The following is a 19,606-nucleotide window of genomic DNA, read 5'->3' as shown; positions in this document are numbered from 1 at the left end:
CATGTCACCGCTTGTCGCGCGGGGTGAGGATGGCCCGACCGCACAGTGCCGTGGCGTCGCCCTCGTTGACGACGTAGGGCAGCCGCAGCCACCACAGGACCTCGGCGGTGTCGCCGCGTTTGCGCACGGGGATCTCGTCCTGGACGAGGCCCTTGAAATTCTCCTTGACCTCGTACTTGACGAAACCGCCCCGGTGGTCGGCGCCCTGGGCCCGGAGCAGGGTCCTCAACTGTGCGGCGGACTCGCCGCGTTGCCGCTGCCACCAGCTGTCCGGGTGGGGTACGGGGTCGGGCACGATCTGGGCGAGGACCTCGTCGAACTGGATCAGGGCCGTCAGGTAGGCCTTCCGCTCGGATCCCTCGGCTCGGTTCGACGAGTGCAGACGCAGGGTGCGGACACAGCTGTAGAACCGCCGCTTCCAGAGTTCGGTCCGCGCGGCGAGGAGGTGGACACCTCGGTCGGCGCCCGGCGCGTCGATGAAGGCGAGGCCGCTGCACCCGACCAGGGTGCTCTCCCGGACCACCGCGGCCAGGTCCAGAGCCCGGCGGGCCAGCCGGCACAGCGCCTCGGTCTCCGCGGACGAGACCGTGTGCGGAGCGGAGCCGTCCGGCACCGTGTCCTGCCCGTCCGCGGCCACCCGCTCCAGCTCGCGCCACAGTGAGGGGAGGTCTTCGAGCTCCGCGTGCGGGGAGTTGCGGGCTCCCACGGCGGGCAGCGCCTCACCCCAGCCCGGCAGCAGGGACTCTCCCGGAGCACGGCTGCCCAGCACCCGGTCCAGGTCTTCGAGCGGCGAGCGGGTGGCCCCGGCCGGCACCCGGAGGGCGTCGAGGCGCAGCCCTCGGGCGAGGCCCTCCAGGGTGCCTGCCCCGGCGATCCGCTCCTTCGCCACCTTGTCCTCGTGCCCGAGCTCCTGGATCTCCGGGCGGAACCCGACGCCCTCCTCGGACCGGGCGGACTTCGTGGGCCACCAGGTCTCGACCGCGGCCCGCAATTCGACCAGCCGAGGGTCCTCCTCACTCCGCCCGGCGGCGGGCCGACGCTCCTTGTCGGCGGCGGCGGCGGCGACGACGGCGGCGGTCGTGGCCGCGCCGACGCCCGGGCCCGGCACGCTCGGCGGCACCTTCGGCCGCTGCGGCGCCACCACCACGAGGGACGCCGGCCCCCGCGCGGGCGAGGGCGCCTCGACGGGCGGGGGCGCGGGCGCCGTCACGTCGATCGGCACAGCCGTCACGTCGACGGACGGGACCCCCGCCGGAGGCGCACCCGGTGTCGAGCCCGTGTGCGGCGCGATTGCGGGACGCGTACCCGGTCCCGCCTCCGCAGCCGTGCCCGGCCGGACCCGCGGCACGGGCGTGGGCCTCGCGTTCGTGGCCGCCGTCACGGACAGGCCGGACGCCGGTCTGCCGTGGGCCCTCGTGACGGCCAGTTCGAGGACCGAGAGTTGGGCGATGAGGTTCTGCAGACCGACCTCGTGCTCCGCCTGCGGCGGGTCCGCCTCGGCGAACACCCCGCGCAGACGGCTCACCGCGTCGCGCAGCCACCTGCGTGCCTCTCTCCTGTCCTTCTCGGTCTCCAACGCCGCCAGGGCGTCGGCGACCTGTAGGGCCGCCTGCCGCACGGCGTCCGCGGTCTCCTCCGGCATCGGGTCCGCCTCCCTTTCCTCTCCGGCTCGTTCGCCGTGCCGTTCGCGCTGCCGATCAGTGCTTGCCGTTGAAGGGGTTCCAGTCGGGATAGAGGCTTTCGAGGTCCTGGGACATCGGCGTGGAGTAGACCGCGCCGGGGTGGTCCTGGAGCGTGTGGATGCTCTTGGTGGTCAGATACGGGGGCCGCCCGCCGTGGACCCGCAGCCGCCCGCGGCTGTCCAGGCTGACGTACTGCTCGGTGCCCGCCCGTCGCCGGGCCGGGACCGGAAGGCGGTCGAGGGTGTGCGAGCGCCCGTCCGCGTCCACCACCTCGATCACGTACTGACTGGAACCGGCCATCGGGGAGACCGGGACCAGCAGTCCCGGCAACGGCTCGCCGGAGCCAGGCAGTTCGTGGTCCGGGTGGAAGACCTCGGGCAGCCGCGCGCTCAGCGGGGTGCCGTCGTCCGCCCAGGCGGGCACGACCACGACCGGCTCGGTGCGCTCACCCAGCCGGTTGACGCCGTACATGCGGATGGTGCCGAGCAGGGCGGTGAGGTGGCCCTCGGCGCCGAACACCGCGTGCCCGGTACCGGCGAGTTCGACGGTCCCGCCACCGGCGCGGTCGACGACGAGGTGTGCCTGGCGGCCGTTGCAGAAGTGGAGCCGGGGCTCCAGCCGCTCGTCGATCTCCACCTGCGTCCGGATGCCGGGCCGGACGCCCTCCGAGAGCCGCCCCCACCACAGGTCGTCGTCGAGCTGGACGTCCTCGGCGATGGCCCTGCGGGTCACCGAGAAGGACCCCCAGCTCATACTGACCCGCCCGTTGAGCGGACGGTGCAGATCGAGCACCGGGCTCGCCGCCTGCCAGGGCGACCGGACGGCCAGCCGGTCGTTGGCGAGCGCCTCGTAGGGGGTGCCCACGGTGAAGACCTTCTCCAGGTCGTTGTCCGCCGTCACGAGGCTGAAGTCGCAGGGGAGCGTGGGGCAGATGTCGCCGACCATGATGTCCACCGTGCTCGTGCGCGGGGCACTGCCGGGGCCGTCGGTCCACTGGTGCCGGGCGGCCCGGCTACGCGCGTGGGCCCAGGCGGCGCCGATCGAGGTCGCCTGCTTGGCGAAGGGCGCCTCGACCTCGATCGCGGCGGGGTTGCGGAACAGCGGCCTGCCGTCGGGAAGCCGGAACGGCGCGATCTCGTCCGCGACGGACTCCTTCGCGAGGGGCATGGAGGTGCTGCGCCCCGAGAGGATGATCCGGTCCAGGGCGAGCGTCTCGTCGAGCGCGAAACGGCTCTGCACCAGCTCCACCGCGATGGTGGCGGCCTCCCGGAACACGGGTGCCGCGATCCGGTCGAAGTCGTCCTTCGCCAGGGTGAGGATCTCCGGATCGTCGATCTGTTCGACCAGGTCCAGGACGGTGCGGCCGGGTCCCTCGGTCGGTACTCCCGACAGCCACTTGATCACATCCGGGCGGAGCGCGCGCCAGGGACCGGAGCCGTCGGCCCCGAGATGGATCTTGGCCTCCTCGGCCGCCGCCCACAGCGCGTGGAAGACGGGGTTCTCCCGGGCGTCACCGCGGGCCCAGCCGGTGGGCAGCACGTTCGCCAGGGCCGTACGGACCGGATCCTGGGCCAGTCGGTGGGGGAGTTCCGAGCCGGACAGATGGGCGAGGACCGCCGGGGCCAGGCGCGGCGGTCCCGACGAGCCGGTCGTCAGGGACTCGGGGATCAGGTCCAGCAGTGCCCGGTACGCGCCCGTGCCCGGCGATCCGCCCGTCCCCGGCGATCCGCCCGTCCCGGCGGAGCCCGCCTGCTCGCTCTCGTACGCCTGCCGCACCAGCCGGTCGATCAGGGTGGCCTTGAGCAGGTAGTACACCCGCAGGGTGAGGTAGTCGCCGCCGAGGTCCGGGTGGCCGGTGGAACCGAGCACCTCCGGGCGCAGCTCGTAGCGACGCCCTCGGGTGCGGGCCTCGTCGTCGGTCAGGGGGCCGCTGTAGTCGGTGAGGGTGAGACCGAGCAGGGCGATGTCGGTGGTGCCGCCGCCGATGTCGACGACCAGCATCGTCTGCCGCCAGCTCGGGAACGGCCGGCCGGGCAACGGCCGGGCCGCGGCCCGCAGTGCCTCCACTCCGGAACCGGTGTTGCCGGAGAAGTCACGCAGGACGAAGAAGAGTCCCGCCGCGACCCCTTCGTCATAGCTGACGAAGACCTGGCTCAGACCGGCCTTCGCGCGCAGCACGTTCTCCAGCCGCTTCTGCACGTCCGGCGAGGTCGTCGTCGGATACGTGATGACGGCCTCGACCAGATGGCGCTGTTCCTGCGACTGCGGGTGGCGCGTCCTGGTCTCGACGGCCTCGATCAGCCGGACGAAGGCGAGCGCGACGAGGTCGTCCGAGTGATGGACCACTTCCTCGCCCAGCCGAGGCACCGGGACACGGTCCGGACGCCGCAGCATCCGCTTGAGTCCGCGCAGTGACCCCGAGTGCTGGTCGGACAGGTGCAGGGCGCCGTCGCGGACGTTGAGCGCGCTGGCGACCTCGTAGGTGTCGGTCGTCTCGCCGAAGTTGATCCGCTCCAGGCCCAGCCGCTTCAACGGCGGTACCCGGAACGCGCGGTCGTAGGCCCGGAAGAGCCGGGGCACCAGCCAGTCGGCGTGCTCCGCGGTCCGGGCCAGGCGTTCGAGTTCCTGGGCGGTGCGCTCGACCAGCCGCCGGTCCGGGCCCTCGCCGCCGACGGTGAGCAGTTCGACGAGCCGGCTCGCGGTGCGTTCCGCCTCGGGCCGCGCGGACAGCACCGCCGCCGCGAGCTCGTCGGCCCGCTTCGTCCACTGAGCGGGAGGCGTGCGCAGGCCGTCCGAGGCGGCCGCGGAGCCGCCGGCCGCGGCGGTGTGCGGGCGCAGCGCGGCGGCGAGTTCGACGGCGAGGGTACGGCCCTGGGCGGGGTCGATGCGCCAGGTGATGTTCTCCTCGCCGTTGTAGAGCGTCGCGGTCGAACTGGTGTTGCCGAAGTCCACGGCCGCGAAGTGCACGAAGACGGGACGGTCGCCGACGTGCCGGGGAATGCCGTCGAGGAGCGGCGCGGCCGACGGCGTGGCCGCCTCCGTGCTGAACGTGAGCTCCACGGGCGCGAAGTCCTCGCCCGAGACGCTCTTCTCGTCGTGGAAGGACAGCTTCCAGCTGATGGTGACGCGCACGTCACCGGCCGGAGTGCCGGGCGGGCGGACGACCTCGGCGGGAATGCTGAAGCCCGGGATGACCACCTGGCGGCCGTAGACCGGGTGCTGGCCCGTGAACGCGTCGCAGATCCAGTTGTTCTCCAGCCACTGGCGCAGCGCGGCGGGGCCGCCCTCGGTCTGGACGACCGACAGCTCGCGCGGGTATCCCAGCACCGCGTTGACGGCGTCCAGCGTCACGGCCGGCAGGGGATAGCGGCCGTCCTGCTCGACGCTGGTGAACACCTGGTCGGTGCCGAGCAGTCCGGCCACCGGTTCGAAGGTGATGTTCAGGATGCTCACTTGTCGGCCTCCCAACGGCGCAGTACGGCACGCAGCTTCTGCCGGGGGCCGTGCTCCTTCTCCCCCTCGGACTCGTCGCCGCGGGCGGCCGCGGCGACCATCTCCGCGACCTGGAGTTCGTCCGGTACCGCCCCGGCGTTCTCCTGGACCATGCTGATCATCTGGGTCAGTGCCGCCGACAGCATGTCCGCGAAGGCGGCGGCGGTCTGCTCGTACACCGAGGCGACGAGCCGGCTGCGGAACAGGGCGACCGCGTACTGGCTGCTCTCGGTGTTGCGCCGCTCGGGAGACGGATCGTCCTCGTACTCGTGGCTCCACGGCAGGACGTGCCGCTCCAGCTGCGGGAATCCCTCCACGGGGGCCCCGACGCGCGCCTTGGCGAGCAGTCCTGCTCCCCCCTTGGCGGCCGCGGCGAGCCGTTCGGTCCGGGCCAGCACCTTCAGCTGGGTCAACCGGAACGACGGCGGCAGGCTCCGGTCCGGCAGCGCCGCGAACAGGCTCTCCAGGCGTACGGCGGTCTCCTCGTCGGTCAGCCAGTCCCGCACCTCCCCGAACGCCTCCCCGCGCTCCGCCGCCCAGGACTCCGCCCACCGGGAGAGCTGCTCGAACGCGGCGTCGTACAGGGACCGTACGGTCTTCTCGTACTGCTCGTGGAAGGCGGCCGTGGTGTCCGCGTGACGCTCACGGGTACCGCCCCGGAGGTGGTCGAGGAACTCCTGCCGCTCGTCGTCCGGCAGGAACTGCACCCACGCCGGCACTTCCTCCTCCTCCGGCTTGACGGTCTTCGTGACCACCCCGTCCTGCAGCGCGGCGTACAGGTCGCCCCACAGCTTCCAGGCGAACACCGCCGCGACGGTGCGCTCCTCCAGCCGCGCCAGCACCGAACCGCCGCCGTCCTGGCGGGCCTTGGCCGGGTTGCGCAGCTCGTGAAGGCTGGTCATCAGCTTCTCCGCGGCCGTCCGCAGCTGTTCGAACCGGGCCATGATCCCGGCGTGTTCGGGACTGCCGGCCGCGACGCCCCGGGCGCCGGCACGTACCTCCACGGTGCGCCAGGCCCGATGGGCGCGCGAGAACTGGTCCTTGATGGTCTTCCGCTTCAGCCGGGCGCCGTGCTCCTCGATGTGCCGGGTGAGCAGCCCGCGCAGGGCCAGCAGCCCGCCGTCGCGGGCGTACTCCCCGAGCTGGTTCACCCAGTGGTGGTCGGGGTCGACGGCGGCGATCCGCCCGGCGAGCGTGCCCCACTCCCGTCGCTTCCTGCTGATGTCGGTGACCTTCTCCTCGGTCAGCGAGGCCAAGTCGGCCAGTGCGCAGTCCAGTTCGGTGCCGTCCGTGGTCAGCGCGGCGAAGACGGAGACCGGCTGGAACCGGTCCCGCCGCTGGAACAGCAGCTTGGCGGCGTCGGTCCGCAGGGAGTGCAGGTCGTCGGAGTGCTCGGTGACGGTGTCGCCGGCCGGGCTCACGCCGTCGGGCAGCCGGGGGACGGTGGCGGTGTCCCACTTGTTGAAGGCGACCAGGATGGCGTCCCGCAGGGCCTCCCGGTCGGGCCGCTGGGCCTCCATCATTCCGTAGAAACTGGCGGCCAGGTCGGAGCCCATGAGCTCACTGCGGGCCACCACGAGGATCGTCTCGACGTTCTTCAACTGCGACAGGCACAGGTAGTCGTCACGGCGTCCGGCCGCGCCCAGCCCGGGGAAGTCGAGCAGTACCGCGCCGCCGTCGTCAGACTCCACCGGCGCCCAGGTGCCGGGGCGCACGGCGACCCCCAGATTGATCCTGCGGATGAGCGGGGAGATCAGCCTGCGCTGTTCGGCGGTCTCCTGCGGATCGGAGGCGAGGATCACCGCCAAGGCGGCCTCGTCGACCCGGCCGTAGGCGTGAGAGCGGCCCGGATAGGGGGCGCCGGGGTCTTTCGCGCGCCCCATGTCCGCGAGCGCCAGCGCGTTGTCGCGCGAGAGGCCGACGGTGCCGCCGAGCAGCGCGGGCGAGAGGCTGAGGGCCGCCTCGCTCAGGGCGTGCAGTTCCCGCACCCGGTCGCGTAGCTGCTCGTTGTCCTCCGGCGCGGCCCACAGGGCGCCGCGCGCCCAGGTGTCGAAGCGCTGCCAGGTGCCCGGGTCGCGCCAGACGGGGAGCCCCGCGGCGGGCGTCTCCTCCGCGCCGGGACCCGGTGCCGTCGCGGTGCCGCCGAGCGCCTCCAGGAACGCCTGCAGGGGGCGGCGGTCGAGAGACGCCTTCGCTCGTCTGAGGTCGTCGCCGAGCTTCTCGCCCATGTAGGTCAGGCAGGCGACCACCTCGGCGGGGCTGAGCAGTTCGACCGTCGCCCCCGGATCCAGCGCGGTGGCGCTCCCCTCGGGGCCGGGGCGCAGCCGCAACGCGGTGACCTGCGCGGTGGACGCCCGCTGTGCCACCGGCAGCAGGTCGGGCTTGCCCAGGATCGCGCCGATCACACTGGACTTGCCCGCGGTGAACTCGCCCACCACGCCGATCGTCACCGGTGTGACGGCGACCGTCTCCAACTCGTCGGCGTGCTGTGTGGCGTTGGTGAAGTCGTCCATCGCCTCTTCCGGGATGTCCCGCCAGCCGTCGATGGCTTCGCGGACCTCCCGGACGAAACGCGCGGCCTGTGCCGGGTCGTCCCATGTCACCTGCGGTCTCCTCGGAGGTAGTGCTCGCTGCGGACCCGCGCTGGGCGGGCGGGGTGTTCGGCTGTCGGTGGCCGGCCGTGGCGGCGCTCAGGAGTAGTAGAAGAAGACCTCCATGCGCAGGGTCCCGGAGGCGCCGCCCAACTTGATGTAGCCGCGGTAGAAGGCCGTCGCGCGGGGCAGCAGGGGATGACGGCTGCGCTGGATCGCCGTCGCCGCGGCCTCGGCGTAGGCCGTGCTCGGCCCCGACGTCGCCGCGCAGTTCGCGCAGCCGCCGTCCGTGCCCCAGACGAAGACCATCGCTCCGCGTCGCTTCTCGCCCGCCAGCACCCGGTCCACCTCCTTGGCGATCCGGCGTACCGCCCTGTCGCGGGCGGCGCCGCCGGGGCCCCGCAGGGCGTCCGCGACGCTCTGGTCGGTGAGCAGGGGCAGGTTCCTGCTCACCGGGTCCATGCCGGAACGGTTCGGGGAGGGCTTGGCCGACGACGGAGACGCCGACGTCACGGGTGCGGCCGGTGCCGAAGCGGACGCGCCGGCCGAGGGCGCGGGGTCCTCGGCCTCGGTCGCGTGGATGCTCTGGCCGCCGAGCACGATCAGGACGAGGACGAGGAGCAGGTCGGCGAAGAGCCACCCGGCGAGGTGCGTCGGCGCCGGGGCCTTCATCGGATGCCGTCCGGCCCGGCGTCAGGTCCGCCGTCCCGGCTGCCGTGGTGGCCGTCGGCGGGGCGGTCGTCGTGACGGGCGTCTTGGTTGTTGTCGTGACGGTCGTCGTGGTCGTCGTGGTGTTTGTCGTCGTGACGGTGGTGGTCCTGATCGTCGTGGCGCGGAGCGTCCTGCGGGTGGTGCGGCCGTTGCGGGTGCGTCGGCACGGCCATCGAGGGCGGTTCGGCCGGTGGTTCGGCCGGTGGTTCGTCGTGTGGCTGGTTGGTGGGGCCGGTACGCGGCTGGTCCTGTGGCCGGTCTCCGAGTCCGGTCGGTGGCTCGTCCTGTGGCTCGTCCCGCGGCTCGGTCCGCGGATCGCGGGGGAGGGTCGGGCGGGGCGTGGGGCCGTGTCCCGGCTCGCGGGAAGTGTGGGGCGCGCCGCTCGGGTGGGGCTGGGTGAGGTGGACGGTGCCGTTGACGGCGCCGACGAGTGGATGGCCCATGTGGCCGTCCCCGTCGACGTCGACCTCGCCGTCCGCGTCGACCCCGCCGGGCTGGGGCCGGCCTGCCGGGTCCGCTTCGGCGGCCGGACGCTCGTGGGGCGGGTGGAGCGCCGTCTCGTGCAGTGTGTGGACCGTGCCGTCGAGTCTGCCCACCGCGTCGGTCAGTCCCGTCAGAGCCGTCTCGACACCACCGCCCGCCTCGTGGAACCGCCGGCTGAGCTCCACGGCGGCGGTGGCGATGGCGAGTTCGTAGGTACGGGCGATCCGGTCGGCGCCTTCACCCAACGCGTACTGGAGCCATTCGGCCAACCCGCCCCCGGCGGAGCCGAGTCGGGTGCTGGAGCGGTCCAGGGCCGCGGCCGCCACCCGCACCTCGTCCAGCAGCCTGGTCAGTGAGGCACCGGCCTGGGCCGAGGCGTTGCCGACGAGCCGTTCGCCCCGCACGGAGGCGCGGTCGAGTGCCTTCTCCACCTGCGCGCCGAGGCCGTTCATCTGCCAGGTCGCGGCGTCCGAGAGCGCGGAGAGCGTCCGTACCGACTCGTCCGTCAAGGCGGACACGGTCCGGACCGCCTCGTCCGTCAGCGCCTCGACCTGCACCGACGAGGTCTCGGCCGCGCGTCTGATGTCATCGGCCGTCCGGGCCGCGGCCTCCGCGAGCCGGCCGCGGGCCTGTTCGATGTCCTCCTTCACCAGCCGGCTCATCGCCTCCGCCGCCGCGGTCGTGCGGTCGGTGGTCGCGGTCATCCGTTCGCCGGTGTCGCGCAGCCGGGCCGCCGCGTCGTCCAGGGCGGACGCCGCGGAGGCGAGCTTGGCGGTGTCCTGCTGCGCCGCCCGCAGCAGTTTCGCCGTGATGTCGGCGAGGCCCCGGCTTTCCGTGTGGGTGCGATGAGCCGACTCCAGCAGGGGGGTCAGCTGGGCGGCGGCCCTGCTCAGCTCGGCGGCGAAGCGGGCCGGTGTGTCCATCCGCAAGGGCAGCAGGGTCAGTTGGGCCTGGGCGAGCAGCGGATGCAGCAGCGCGGTCGCTTCCTCGGTGGCCCGTTCCGCGGATCTCTCCTCCGCGCGGCGCACCAGCCCGGCGGCGAGGGTCGCGAGGACGAGGACGACGAGGGACGCGATCGTCCACCACACCTGCGCGCCGAAGGTGAGGGCACCGCTGAGACGACCGGCGAATCCGTCCTGCCACAGATCGAGGAACGTGCGCCCCTCGGCGATGCGGCGCCCCTCGGGGCTGGAACGCAGCTGCTGGTAGGCATGGGTCGCCCGGCTCAGGCCGTACCAGGTGACGGCGAGCGGGAGGAACACCAGGAGCGAGGGGAGCAGTCCGAGCACCGCCCGCGAGCGTGTCCCGCGCTCCGCCGCGATGGGGGTCCGGTAGGTCTCGGTGCGCCCGAAGAGGGCGAACAGGTCGAGCTGGGCCCAGGTCTCCGGGCCGGCGTCCCACGCATCGGCGGCTGCGCCGGCCTTCGTCGGGGGTCCCGCGTGCGTGTGCCGGTCGAGGGCCGTGGCCAGTCCCAGCAGACCGGATCTGTGGATGGTGAGGGCGGGCAACCCGGCCGCGGCCCGCAGTTGCTCCCCGAGGCCTTCTGGCAGCCCGACGTGACGCACAGTGGTGTCCCCCCGTCAACGAGGCCGGTATGCGCCCTTTGACGCCTCGCTGAGTGACCAAGTGTGGAGGCTTGGTGGAGGATGTGGCAAGACATAGGCTGAAAAGCACGTTGAATGACCGCTGTTGGTCATTCGCCGGTTTCAACCTCGTACGTCTACCGCCCATTTGACGTCCGATCCCGACGACTCACGCGCGACGACTCACGCGCGACGACTCACGCGCGACGGCTGGCGCCGCGCGGCTCGCGCGTGGTGGCTCACGCCCGACGGCGGGCCGCCGGTCCCGGCTGGGCGGTGACCTCGGCGGGGGTCAGCGCGGCCCCCTCCGCGGAGCACTCGACGATCACCCGCACGGGAGCGCCGCAGTCGGTGTGGTGGATGTCCAGTACGGTGCCGTCCGGGTCAGCGGAGTGCGTCTCGCCCCACTGACGCAACGCGACCAGGACCGGCCACAGGTCCCAGCCCTTGCGGGTGAGGTGGTATTCGTTGCGGGAACGGCTGCCCGGTTCCTGGTAGGGGACGGGCTTCAGTACGCCTGCCGCGGTCAGCTTGCGCAGCCGATCGCTCAGCACCGCCTCCGACAGGCCCAGATGCCGGCGGAAGTCGTCGAAACGACGGACCCCGTTGGCGGCGTCCCGCAGGATCAGCAATGTCCACTTCTCCCCGACCACGTCGAGCGTGCGCTGGACGGGGCAGTTCTCCGTGCTCACCTCAAGCCACTCCATCCGTCCATGGTAAGCACCTGGCTTCACCATTGACAGTCAGATGACGACGGAGCTAGCTTTACCGTACGAAGCCAGATCGGGAGGCACCGCGCCGTGGGACGGACACGTACGTACGAATGGGAAGACCCCGCGGTCACGGCTGAGGCCGCGACGCGGAGTGCCGGTATCGACTTCCTGCGCGAGATGCAGGCGGGGCGTCTGCCGGGGCCGCCCATTCTCGCCACCCTGGACTTCTCGCTCGACGAGGTGGAGCCGGGCCGGGTGGTGTTCTCGTTCGCTCCGGGCGAGGAGCACTACAACCCGATCGGCAGCGTCCACGGCGGCGTCTACGCCACCCTGCTGGACTCCGCGGCGGGCTGCGCCGTCCAGTCCACGCTGCCGCTCGGCACGGCGTACACGTCCCTCGACCTGAGCGTGAAGTTCCTGCGGAAGATCACCGTGGACACCGGCAGGGTGCGCGCCGTCGGCACCGTCGTCCACGGCGGTCGCCGGACCGCGCTCGCCGAGGCCAAGCTGCTCGACGCGCGGGACCGCCTGCTCGCCCACGCCACCAGCAGCTGCATGATCTTCCCGGTGCCCGACGCCCGCACCTGAGCGGACCGGCGGCTCGGGGCATCGCACCGGCCCGTGGAGGGATGCCGAGCGGCGTGGCGTTGCGGGCGGGGCCCGTCGCACGATGAGGATGGCAGCCAGCAGGGTATGCGGATGCCTGCCATCCTCATCCGCGAGGCTCGGTCCGGAGGTAGCTGTGACGGTGCGTCGGGTCGGCCTGGTCGTGCACGGAGGACGTGAGGAAGCCCGTAACGCCGCTCAGTCCGTGCGTGACTGGTGCGCCGACAACGACGTGCAGTGCACCGACATCGACGTCTGGCGCGACGGCGGGCGCCACAGCGCCGAGGAGGAGGTCGAGTCCGCGGGGGACCCCGACCTCATCGTCACCCTCGGCGGTGACGGCACCTTCTTGCGGGGCGCCCGGCTGGCCGCCGAGCACGATGCGCTGGTGCTGGGCGTCGACCTGGGCAGGGTGGGTTTCCTGACCGAGGTGCCCGTCACCGTGGTGTGCGGGGCGCTGGACGCCGTGCGGGACGAACGGCTGACCGTCGAGAGCCGCATGCTGCTCACCCTGCGCGCCTCACGCACGCTGGAGGTTCCCTCCGACATGCGGGAACTGGTGCGGTACGGCCGCGGCCCGATGCTGCCACCACCGCGCGTCCGCGCCGAATGCGAGGCCGGCGACGACTGGGGCATCGCGCTGAACGTGGCGGCGCTCAACGACGTCGTCGTGGAGAAGCTGGCCCGGGACCGGCAGGTGTCGGTCGGCGTCTACATCGCGGGCCGCCTCCTGGCGTCCTACTCCGCCGACGCGCTGCTGGTCGCGACCCCGACGGGCTCGACGGCCTACAGCTTCGCGGCCGGCGGACCCGTCGTCTCCCCGCGTGCCGAGGGCCTCATCTTCACCCCCGTCGCCCCGCACATGGCGTTCAACCGCTCGGTGGTGGCCGCGCCCGACGAACCGATCGCGCTGCGCGTGCTCGAACGGTCGGGCCAGGCCGCCGTCAGCATCGACGGCCAGCTCCGGGGCGTACTCGACCCAGGGGACTGGATCGGTGTGTACGCGGCTCCGCGCCGGCTGCGAGCCGTCCGGCTGGGGCCGATGGACTTCTACGGCCGTCTGCGTGAGCGCATGAACCTGACCGACGCCCCCGCCGCGGTCGCCGACGGAACCCCCGCCCCGCTGTGGCCGGTCACGACCCCGCCGCCGGGGGACCTCGCGCACCTGGCGCTGCCACCGGGCCCCGGCGACGCGTCACTGGACCAACGCCTGGCCTGCCCCCCGACCGGCACCGAGGACCACTGATCACGAACTGCGGACCCGTGGTCATTGGCCAGTGATCACTGCTCACTGCTCACCGATCACTGCTCATGGTTCCGCTTCGAAGGTCAGAGACCGCTGATCACGCTGTTCTCCCCGTAGGCGACCGCGTCCGGATGCCCGAAAAGCCCCGGCAGCCCGCCCGTGTGGACGAACACGGTCGTCCGGCCGGGCCGGATGCCGCCGTCGCGTACGGCGGCCATCAGCCCCGCCATGGCACGGCCGGTGTACACGGGATCCAGGATGATCCCTTCCGTGCGGGCCGTGACGGTCAGCGCGGACTTGACCTCGTCCGTGAGGGTCCCGTACCCGGAGCCGACCTGGTTGCCGCGGATCCTCAGCCGCTCGGGCCGTACGGGTTCGGGCAGGAGGTCGGCGAGGAACGCGGCCACGGCGGGCGCGGGGTCGTCGAGGGCCCCCGTGTCGACCCCGATGACACGGTCCGGGCCGAGCGAGGCGACCAGCCCGGCCATGGTCGCCCCCGATCCCAGCGCCACGACCGCGGTGTCCAAGTCGGGTACCTGGTCGCTCAGTTCCTCTCCGCACCGCACGTACCCCAGTGCCCCCAGCGCGCTCGAACCGCCGAAGGGGATGAGGGCCGGGCGGGCACCCTCCTCCTCGAGGCGGGCGCACACCGCCGTGGCCGCCGCGTCCAGGGCCGCCCGGCCGGAGACACCGGACCACACGACGCGGGCGCCCAGCAGCCCGTCGAGCACCAGGTTGCCCGACCGCGACCCGCCGCCGGTCCCGGGGAAGACGAGGACGGAGCGCAGGCCCAGCCGGGCGGCCGCGGCGGCGGTGAGACGGGCGTGATTGCTCTGCGGAGCACCCGTGGTCACCAGTGTGTCCGCTCCGTCCGCGAGCGCGGCACCGACGGTCCACTCCAGTTTGCGTACCTTGTTGCCCCCTCCGCCCAGGCCGGTCAGGTCGTCCCGTTTGACCAGCAGATCGTGCTCGCCGAGCCCCAGCGCGGCCGCGAGCCGGGGCAGTGGCTCGACGGGCGTCGGCCAGGTGCCGAGCGGGACGGGGGAGGGGGAGCCGGGGGTGTCATCGGTGGTGTGCACAGGGGACAGCGTCGGCCATCGGCCGCCGGCGCGCGACAGCGGGCCGCTCTTCGGCCTCACTTCGGCGTGCGCCGGACGGGACCCGTTCACCATGAGGACCTGGCGTGTTTCCGCCGTCCTCGCGTCGCGTCGGCGCCCGCCCCGCATGTCTGACGCACCCTCAAAAGATAGGCGGAGCAGGGCTGTAGCCAAGGTCAGGCGGCATTCGTATTGTCATGAACCTGCGGTCCGACGGACGGGCCGCATTTTCGTGGAGGTGTGGGATGCGCCGAAGACTCGCCACTGGTCTCGCCGGCTCAACTCTGGCCCTGGTCGCCGTAGTCGCCACCGCAACGTCCGCCGACGCCGCTCCTGCCGACAAGCCCCAGGTCCTCGCGAGCTGGACGCAGACCAGCGCGTCGAGTTACAACCTGTGGGCCGCCGCCCGCTCGAACCAGGCGGCCTGGACCGCCTACGGATTCGACTGGTCCACCGACTACTGTTCCTCCTCGCCCGACAACCCGTTCGGCTTCCCCTTCTCCACGTCCTGCGCGCGCCACGACTTCGGGTACCGCAACTACAAGGCCGCGGGCAGCTTCAGCGCCAACAAGTCCCGCCTCGACAGCGCCCTCTACGAAGACCTCAAGCGGGTCTGCAACAACTACAGCGGTGCCACCAAGACCGCCTGCGACGGCACGGCATGGACCTACTACCAGGCCGTCAAGGCCTTCGGCTGAGCGAACGCCGGGTCTGACGGCCCGAGGCTGCGGGGCGCCGCCCGTTCGGCGCCCCGCGGCACGCCTGCCCGCACGGCGATCTCGGGCCGCCGGGCGGGGCGGCGGACGTATCCGCGCCTCTTTCGCGCCGACTTCGCGTCGACTCGGTGCCGTCTTCATGGCGTCCGACGGCCGACTGCGCGCCGGCGGGCTCCCGCGCGGGGCGCGGGGACCACCGCCGACGGCCTTTGCCAACCCTTTACAACCCGCCCTCTCGCTGTCTCGTCTCTCTGCGCGATCCGTAACCCGGCCCGCCGGTCTCCCCGGCCGGCGGGATCGACGAAAGAGAGCGATTCATGCGTCGAACTGTCCTCAGTTCCCTGGCACTCGCGGGCACCGCGGTGCTGGCGGCTGCGATGCCCGCGTTCGCCGACGGGACGAGCCCGAGCCCGGTCCCCGCGCGTACCGCGACCCCCTCCCCGTCCGTCGTCTCGGCCACGCCCAGCACGGCGCCGAGCGCCGCCCCCGCCCGTACGGCGGCCCCGAGCCAGGTCGGCCGGGTGCCCGCCGGAGCGCCGGACACCGGTGTGACGTCGCCGTCCGCGCGGTCCGGGAACGACGGTGCGCTGATCGGCGGCGGCGCGGCGGCAGTCGCCGTGGGTGGCGCGACGATCCTCGTCGTACGCCGCCGACGGGCGACCGGGGCATGACCTCGCTCTCCAGGCGCGCGTTCGTCACCGCGGCACTGGCCTTCGCGCTCGTGGGCTGCGACGCCCACGGAGCCGACCGGGTCACGACCGTGGGTCCGGGGGCCACGCCACCGCCTTCGCGGTCCGCCGCGCAGGCGGGCGCGGCGCGCCCCCTCGGACGTTCGGTCCCGGTCGGGCTGGAGATCCCGGCCATCGGGGTCGACACCCCGGTCATGCCGCTGGGGCTGGCCGCGGACGGCACCGTGCAGGTGCCCCCGATCACGGCGCACGACCGGGCGGGCTGGTACCGGTACTCACCGACGCCGGGCCAGGTCGGCCCCTCGGTGATCCTCGCCCACGTCACGGTCGGCGCCTACGGGGACGGGGTCTTCCGTCACCTGGCGGACCTGCACCGGGGCGACCGGATCGTGGCGCGCCTGGAGAACGGGAAGGCGGCGGTGTTCACCGTCGAGTCCGTACGGACGGTCGCCAAGGCGGACTTCCCGACGGACCAGGTCTACGGGGACGTGGACCGGCCGGAGTTGCGGCTCATCACGTGCGGCGGTGCCCGTACCGGTGACGGCTACCTCGACAACGTGATCGTCTTCGCCGCGCTGAGCTCCACGAGCCCCTGACCGACCCCGCAGCACGCGGACCGTACCGTCCGGATCCCGGACCGGTGGAACGTACGCCACCGGTTCGGGCTCCTCCTTCACGAGCGGAGCGGGACGACCGGAGCCGGACGACCGGAGCCGGACGGCCGGAGCCGGACGAACAGCTCCGCATGAGAAGGCGCCGCACGAGAAGCGCCGCACGAGCGGCCGCACCGGCGGAGCCGCACGAACAGTCACGACCATGGAGAGCGTTGAAACGGTCCCGCGAGAAGGCAGCGTCCGAGCTGTTCGCCGCCCTCTACCCACGCCTGGCCGGCTGGTGCCGCCGCCTGGTGGACGACGACGAGACGGCCCACGAGATCGCCTCGGAGGCCTTCACCCGCCTCTGGGCCCGCTGGACCTCCGTGGAGGAGCCCCGCGGCTTCCTCTACGTCACCGCGGCCAACCTGGTCCGGGACCACTGGCGCAAGGTGGAGCGCGAGCGCAGAGCCGTGCGCCGGGCCACCTCCGAAGCGGCCGTCCGCCCGTACACCGAGCAGGCCGACCCTTCCGTACGTCTGCTCGTGCAGTCGCTGCCGGAACGACTGCGCGTCCCGATCCTGCTGCACTACTACGCTGACATGCCGGTCCGGGAGGTGTCCGTGCTGACCGGGCGCAAGGAAGGGACCGTCAAGGCCGACCTGCACGCGGCCCGAGAACTGCTCCGCGCCCACCTGAGGAGAAGCCTTGATCACAGCCTCTGACGACGGTCCGGACTTCGACCCCGACGACCCGCTCGCCGTCATCCTGCGCCCCACCGCCGAACACCTCGGCCCGCCCCCCGGCCGGTACGAGGAGATCCGCCGCGGCGCCGCCCGCCGACGGCTGCTGCGCGCCGCGGCCGGAGCCGGTCTGACGGGTGCCGTCGCCGTGCTCGTCGTGCTCCCGTTCCAGCTGACGACCTCACCGACGCCCAGGTCCCCGACGGTCCCGCTGGCGCCGCCGCCGCCCGCGAGCAGCCCCGCGGTCGTGCCCGGCCCGTCGGTCGTGCCCGGCCCGTCGCGGTCCGCCGATCCCGTCAGGCCGCGGCCCTCGGCGAGCCCCTCGAACCCCCGGCCCGGGGTCTCCCGCACCACCCCCTCCACCGCCGACACCCGGACCGTGCCGACCCGCGCACGTCCGGCGACACAGCGGACGTCCCGCGCCGCGCCCCGGCAGGGCGCCGCCCCCATCGGTGACATCGCCGCGGGCGGTGCCACCGTCAGGTGAAGGGGCGTGCGCGGGCGATCAGCAGGGCGACGTCGTCGTGGTCGTAGGGGTGGCGCAGGTTCTCGAGCAGCCGGTTGCAGGACGCTTCCAAGGGCGAGTGGGGCGCGTCGAGCAGGGTCAGCAGGGTGTCGAGCCGCTCGTCGAGGGGTTCATGCCGGGTCTCGACCAGGCCGTCGGTGTACAGGATCAGCTGGTCGCCCGGCGCGAAGGCGACGGTGGTCGTCTCGAACGGGACACCGCCGACGCCCAGCGGGGTGCCCGTCGGCAGGTCGAGCAAACGGGGCTGTCCGCCGCCGCAGACCACCACCGGAGGCAGGTGGCCCGCGTTCGCGATGCGCAGCTCGGCGCGGTGGGGGTCGTAGACGGCGTACAGGCAGGTGGCGATGTACTGCTCCAGCCGTGACGTGATCGTGTCGAGGTGCTGGAGGACCTGCGCGGGGTCCAGGTCGACCTCGGCGAAGGCGGCGGTGGCGGTGCGCAGCCGGCCCATGGTGGCGGCCGCCTCGATGCCGCTGCCCATGACGTCCCCGACGACGAGCGCGGTCCGGTCGCGGGCCAGCGGCAGTACGTCGTACCAGTCGCCGCCCACCTCGAAGGCCGCCTGCGCGGGCAGGTAGCGGGAGGCGACCCGCAGGCCCGGAAGGCGCGGCGGGTGGTCGGGAAGCAGGCTGCGCTGGAGGGTCTCGGCCGCGTTGCGCACGCTCTGGTGCGTACGGGCGTTGTCGATGCAGACCGCGGCGCGGGAGGCCAGCTCGGTGGCGATGGCGAGGTCGTCCTCGTCGAAGGGCCGCGGATCACGGGCGCGGGTGAGGCCCAGGAAGCCGAGGATCGTGCCCCGGGCGGCGAGCGGGACGGCCATGTACGAATGCACCCCGGCACGGTCCAGCAGCCTTGCCGCGTCCTCGTCGCGGGCGATGCGGCTCAGGTCGTCCCGCTGAGCGTGGCGGACGAGCACGGGCCGGCCCGTGCGCACGCACCGGGTCGCCAGCCGGTCGACGTCGTAGGTGGCGATCCGGCCCGGCGGATCGGCGGCGTGGAAGGCCTCGGTGGGGTAGGCGGCCTTCACCGCGAGGGCCCGGAAGAGCGCGGGGCTGCCGTCGCGGGAGGCGGGCCGGTGGCTGTCCAGGACGGAGTCGAGCACGTCCACGGCGACGAGGTCGGCGAACTCGGGCACGGTGACGTCGGCCAGTTCCCGGGCCGTCTGCTCGACCTCCAGGGTGGTGCCGATCCGGGCGGAGCCGTTGGCGATCAAGGCGAGGCGCCGTCGTGTCTCGGCGGCCTCCAGCGCCGACTCGTAGCGCTGGGTGACGTCCACCACCAGTTCCGCCAGACCGAGGACGCGGCCGTGGGTGTCCTCCAGCCGGTACATCGAGATCGCCCACGCGTGCTGGCGCCCCGGGTCGGCCGGGGTGCGCCCGACGACGGTGGACTCCTCGATCATCGGGTCTCCGGTGCGCAGGACCTGCCACAGCGCGGCCTCGGTCTCCGCGAACTCCGCGCCCGACATGACATCCCGGTAGTAGCGGCCGAGGTGTTCCGGTGCCGACAGCCCGTGCATACGGGCCAGCGTCGGGTTCACCGCCACGTACCGCAGGGCGGGGTCGAAGATGGCCACTCCGATCGGCGACTGGGAGATCAGCCGGGTGGCGAGGGCGGCGTCCCGTTCCAGGTCGTGCAGGGTGGGCGAGTCGGTGCCGAGGCCGAGGGCGTAGTACTCGCCCTCCTCGTTCGTCAGCCGCATGTTGCGCAGCTCCACCAGCCGCGTCGCGCCGTTCTTGCACCGGATCGGGAACGACCCGGCCCAGCTCTGCCCGGTCTCCATGACCTCGGCGAACGTCTTGACCACCCAGTCCCAGTGTTCTTCGTGCACCAGCAGTTGCGCCGCGTACTGCCCGAGCGCGTCCTGTGACGTGTAGCCGTACAGCTCCTCGGCCTGTGGGCTCCACAGGACGATCCGGCCCTCGGAGTCCAGCAGGACCGCGGCGACACCGAGGACGTCCATCAGACCGCTGGCCCGGCCGGTGTCACCCCGGCCGGAGCCGACGGGAGGGCGCTCGGCTCCGCTCATCGCGGGCACTCCTTTCGACCGCCGGAGAGGTGTCGTCCCCTTTCCGGCCGGGAGCGCGGCCTGCCCGGGTGCGCAGGCGCTTGAGCTTCCATGGTCCCCCTGGAAG

15 protein-coding genes are annotated in these 19,606 nt (G+C 73.0%); 7 read left to right on the top strand and 8 right to left on the bottom strand.

The window, feature by feature from the left end; genetic code table 11:
- Positions 1-4 precede the first annotated feature (4 nt).
- The 6 genes from ACWCQK_RS11635 to ACWCQK_RS11610 all read right to left on the bottom strand — a co-directional run bounded on the left by ACWCQK_RS11635 (position 5) and on the right by ACWCQK_RS11610 (position 11,249).
- Positions 5-1,642 carry a hypothetical protein gene (locus ACWCQK_RS11635; RefSeq protein WP_451154475.1) on the bottom strand — a complete coding sequence of 546 codons (1,638 nt, stop codon included), beginning with the start codon at positions 1,640-1,642 and terminating at the stop codon, positions 5-7.
- Positions 1,643-1,697: 55 nt separating this feature from the next.
- Positions 1,698-5,135 (bottom strand): hypothetical protein, encoded by a 3,438-nt coding sequence (locus ACWCQK_RS11630; RefSeq protein WP_451154473.1) that lies wholly within the window; start codon positions 5,133-5,135, stop codon positions 1,698-1,700.
- Positions 5,132-7,777, bottom strand: coding sequence for a dynamin family protein (locus ACWCQK_RS11625; RefSeq protein ID WP_451154471.1), 2,646 nt, complete (start codon positions 7,775-7,777; stop codon positions 5,132-5,134). The genes ACWCQK_RS11630 and ACWCQK_RS11625 overlap by 4 nt, the downstream gene beginning before the upstream one ends.
- An 87-nt stretch (positions 7,778-7,864) precedes the next feature.
- A complete protein-coding gene (locus ACWCQK_RS11620; RefSeq protein WP_451154469.1) occupies positions 7,865-8,437 on the bottom strand; it encodes a hypothetical protein in 573 nt (190 codons plus the stop codon).
- Complete coding sequence (locus tag ACWCQK_RS11615; protein WP_451154467.1) at positions 8,434-10,524, bottom strand: hypothetical protein; 2,091 nt, start codon at positions 10,522-10,524, stop codon at positions 8,434-8,436. The genes ACWCQK_RS11620 and ACWCQK_RS11615 overlap by 4 nt, the downstream gene beginning before the upstream one ends.
- Before the next feature lie 257 nt (positions 10,525-10,781).
- Positions 10,782-11,249 carry a winged helix-turn-helix transcriptional regulator gene (locus ACWCQK_RS11610; RefSeq protein ID WP_451154465.1) on the bottom strand — a complete coding sequence of 156 codons (468 nt, stop codon included), beginning with the start codon at positions 11,247-11,249 and terminating at the stop codon, positions 10,782-10,784.
- 93 nt (positions 11,250-11,342) lie between these two features.
- Between ACWCQK_RS11610 and ACWCQK_RS11605 the strand changes: the two genes are divergently transcribed.
- Positions 11,343-11,843, top strand: a complete 501-nt coding sequence (locus tag ACWCQK_RS11605) for a PaaI family thioesterase (RefSeq protein WP_451154463.1) — start codon at positions 11,343-11,345, stop codon at positions 11,841-11,843.
- A 154-nt stretch (positions 11,844-11,997) separates the two neighbouring features.
- Positions 11,998-13,107: an NAD(+)/NADH kinase gene (locus ACWCQK_RS11600; RefSeq protein ID WP_451154461.1), complete on the top strand. Its 1,110-nt coding sequence runs from the start codon at positions 11,998-12,000 to the stop codon at positions 13,105-13,107.
- An 83-nt stretch (positions 13,108-13,190) separates the two neighbouring features.
- Here ACWCQK_RS11600 and ACWCQK_RS11595 read toward each other — a convergent pair whose 3' ends face one another.
- Positions 13,191-14,186, bottom strand: a complete 996-nt coding sequence (locus ACWCQK_RS11595; protein ID WP_451154459.1) for a pyridoxal-phosphate dependent enzyme — start codon at positions 14,184-14,186, stop codon at positions 13,191-13,193.
- 263 nt (positions 14,187-14,449) lie between these two features.
- Here ACWCQK_RS11595 and ACWCQK_RS11590 point away from each other — a divergent pair, with 263 nt between their 5' ends.
- From ACWCQK_RS11590 to ACWCQK_RS11570, 5 genes are all read left to right on the top strand, one after another.
- Positions 14,450-14,902 carry a phospholipase gene (locus ACWCQK_RS11590; protein WP_451154457.1) on the top strand — a complete coding sequence of 151 codons (453 nt, stop codon included), beginning with the start codon at positions 14,450-14,452 and terminating at the stop codon, positions 14,900-14,902.
- A gap of 335 nt (positions 14,903-15,237) precedes the next feature.
- Positions 15,238-15,591: a sortase-dependent protein gene (locus tag ACWCQK_RS11585; protein WP_451154455.1), complete on the top strand. Its 354-nt coding sequence runs from the start codon at positions 15,238-15,240 to the stop codon at positions 15,589-15,591.
- Positions 15,588-16,205 carry a class F sortase gene (locus ACWCQK_RS11580; RefSeq protein ID WP_451154453.1) on the top strand — a complete coding sequence of 206 codons (618 nt, stop codon included), beginning with the start codon at positions 15,588-15,590 and terminating at the stop codon, positions 16,203-16,205. The genes ACWCQK_RS11585 and ACWCQK_RS11580 overlap by 4 nt, the downstream gene beginning before the upstream one ends.
- A 230-nt stretch (positions 16,206-16,435) precedes the next feature.
- The gene (locus ACWCQK_RS11575; RefSeq protein ID WP_451154451.1) at positions 16,436-16,927 is read left to right on the top strand and encodes an RNA polymerase sigma factor; all 492 of its coding nucleotides are present in this window, start codon (positions 16,436-16,438) and stop codon (positions 16,925-16,927) included.
- Positions 16,911-17,432: a hypothetical protein gene (locus tag ACWCQK_RS11570; protein ID WP_451154449.1), complete on the top strand. Its 522-nt coding sequence runs from the start codon at positions 16,911-16,913 to the stop codon at positions 17,430-17,432. Before ACWCQK_RS11575 ends, ACWCQK_RS11570 begins: the two co-directional genes overlap by 17 nt.
- Here the strand turns inward: ACWCQK_RS11570 and ACWCQK_RS11565 are convergent.
- Positions 17,425-19,500 carry a SpoIIE family protein phosphatase gene (locus ACWCQK_RS11565; RefSeq protein ID WP_451154447.1) on the bottom strand — a complete coding sequence of 692 codons (2,076 nt, stop codon included), beginning with the start codon at positions 19,498-19,500 and terminating at the stop codon, positions 17,425-17,427. The two genes, ACWCQK_RS11570 and ACWCQK_RS11565, sit on opposite strands and share 8 nt — an antisense overlap.
- Positions 19,501-19,606: the final 106 nt, after the last annotated feature.

It is taken from the genome of Streptomyces sp. NPDC002306, from assembly GCF_053593435.1.
Note: the sequence above shows the minus strand (reverse complement) of the source record. Positions and strands in the feature narration are given on the sequence as shown.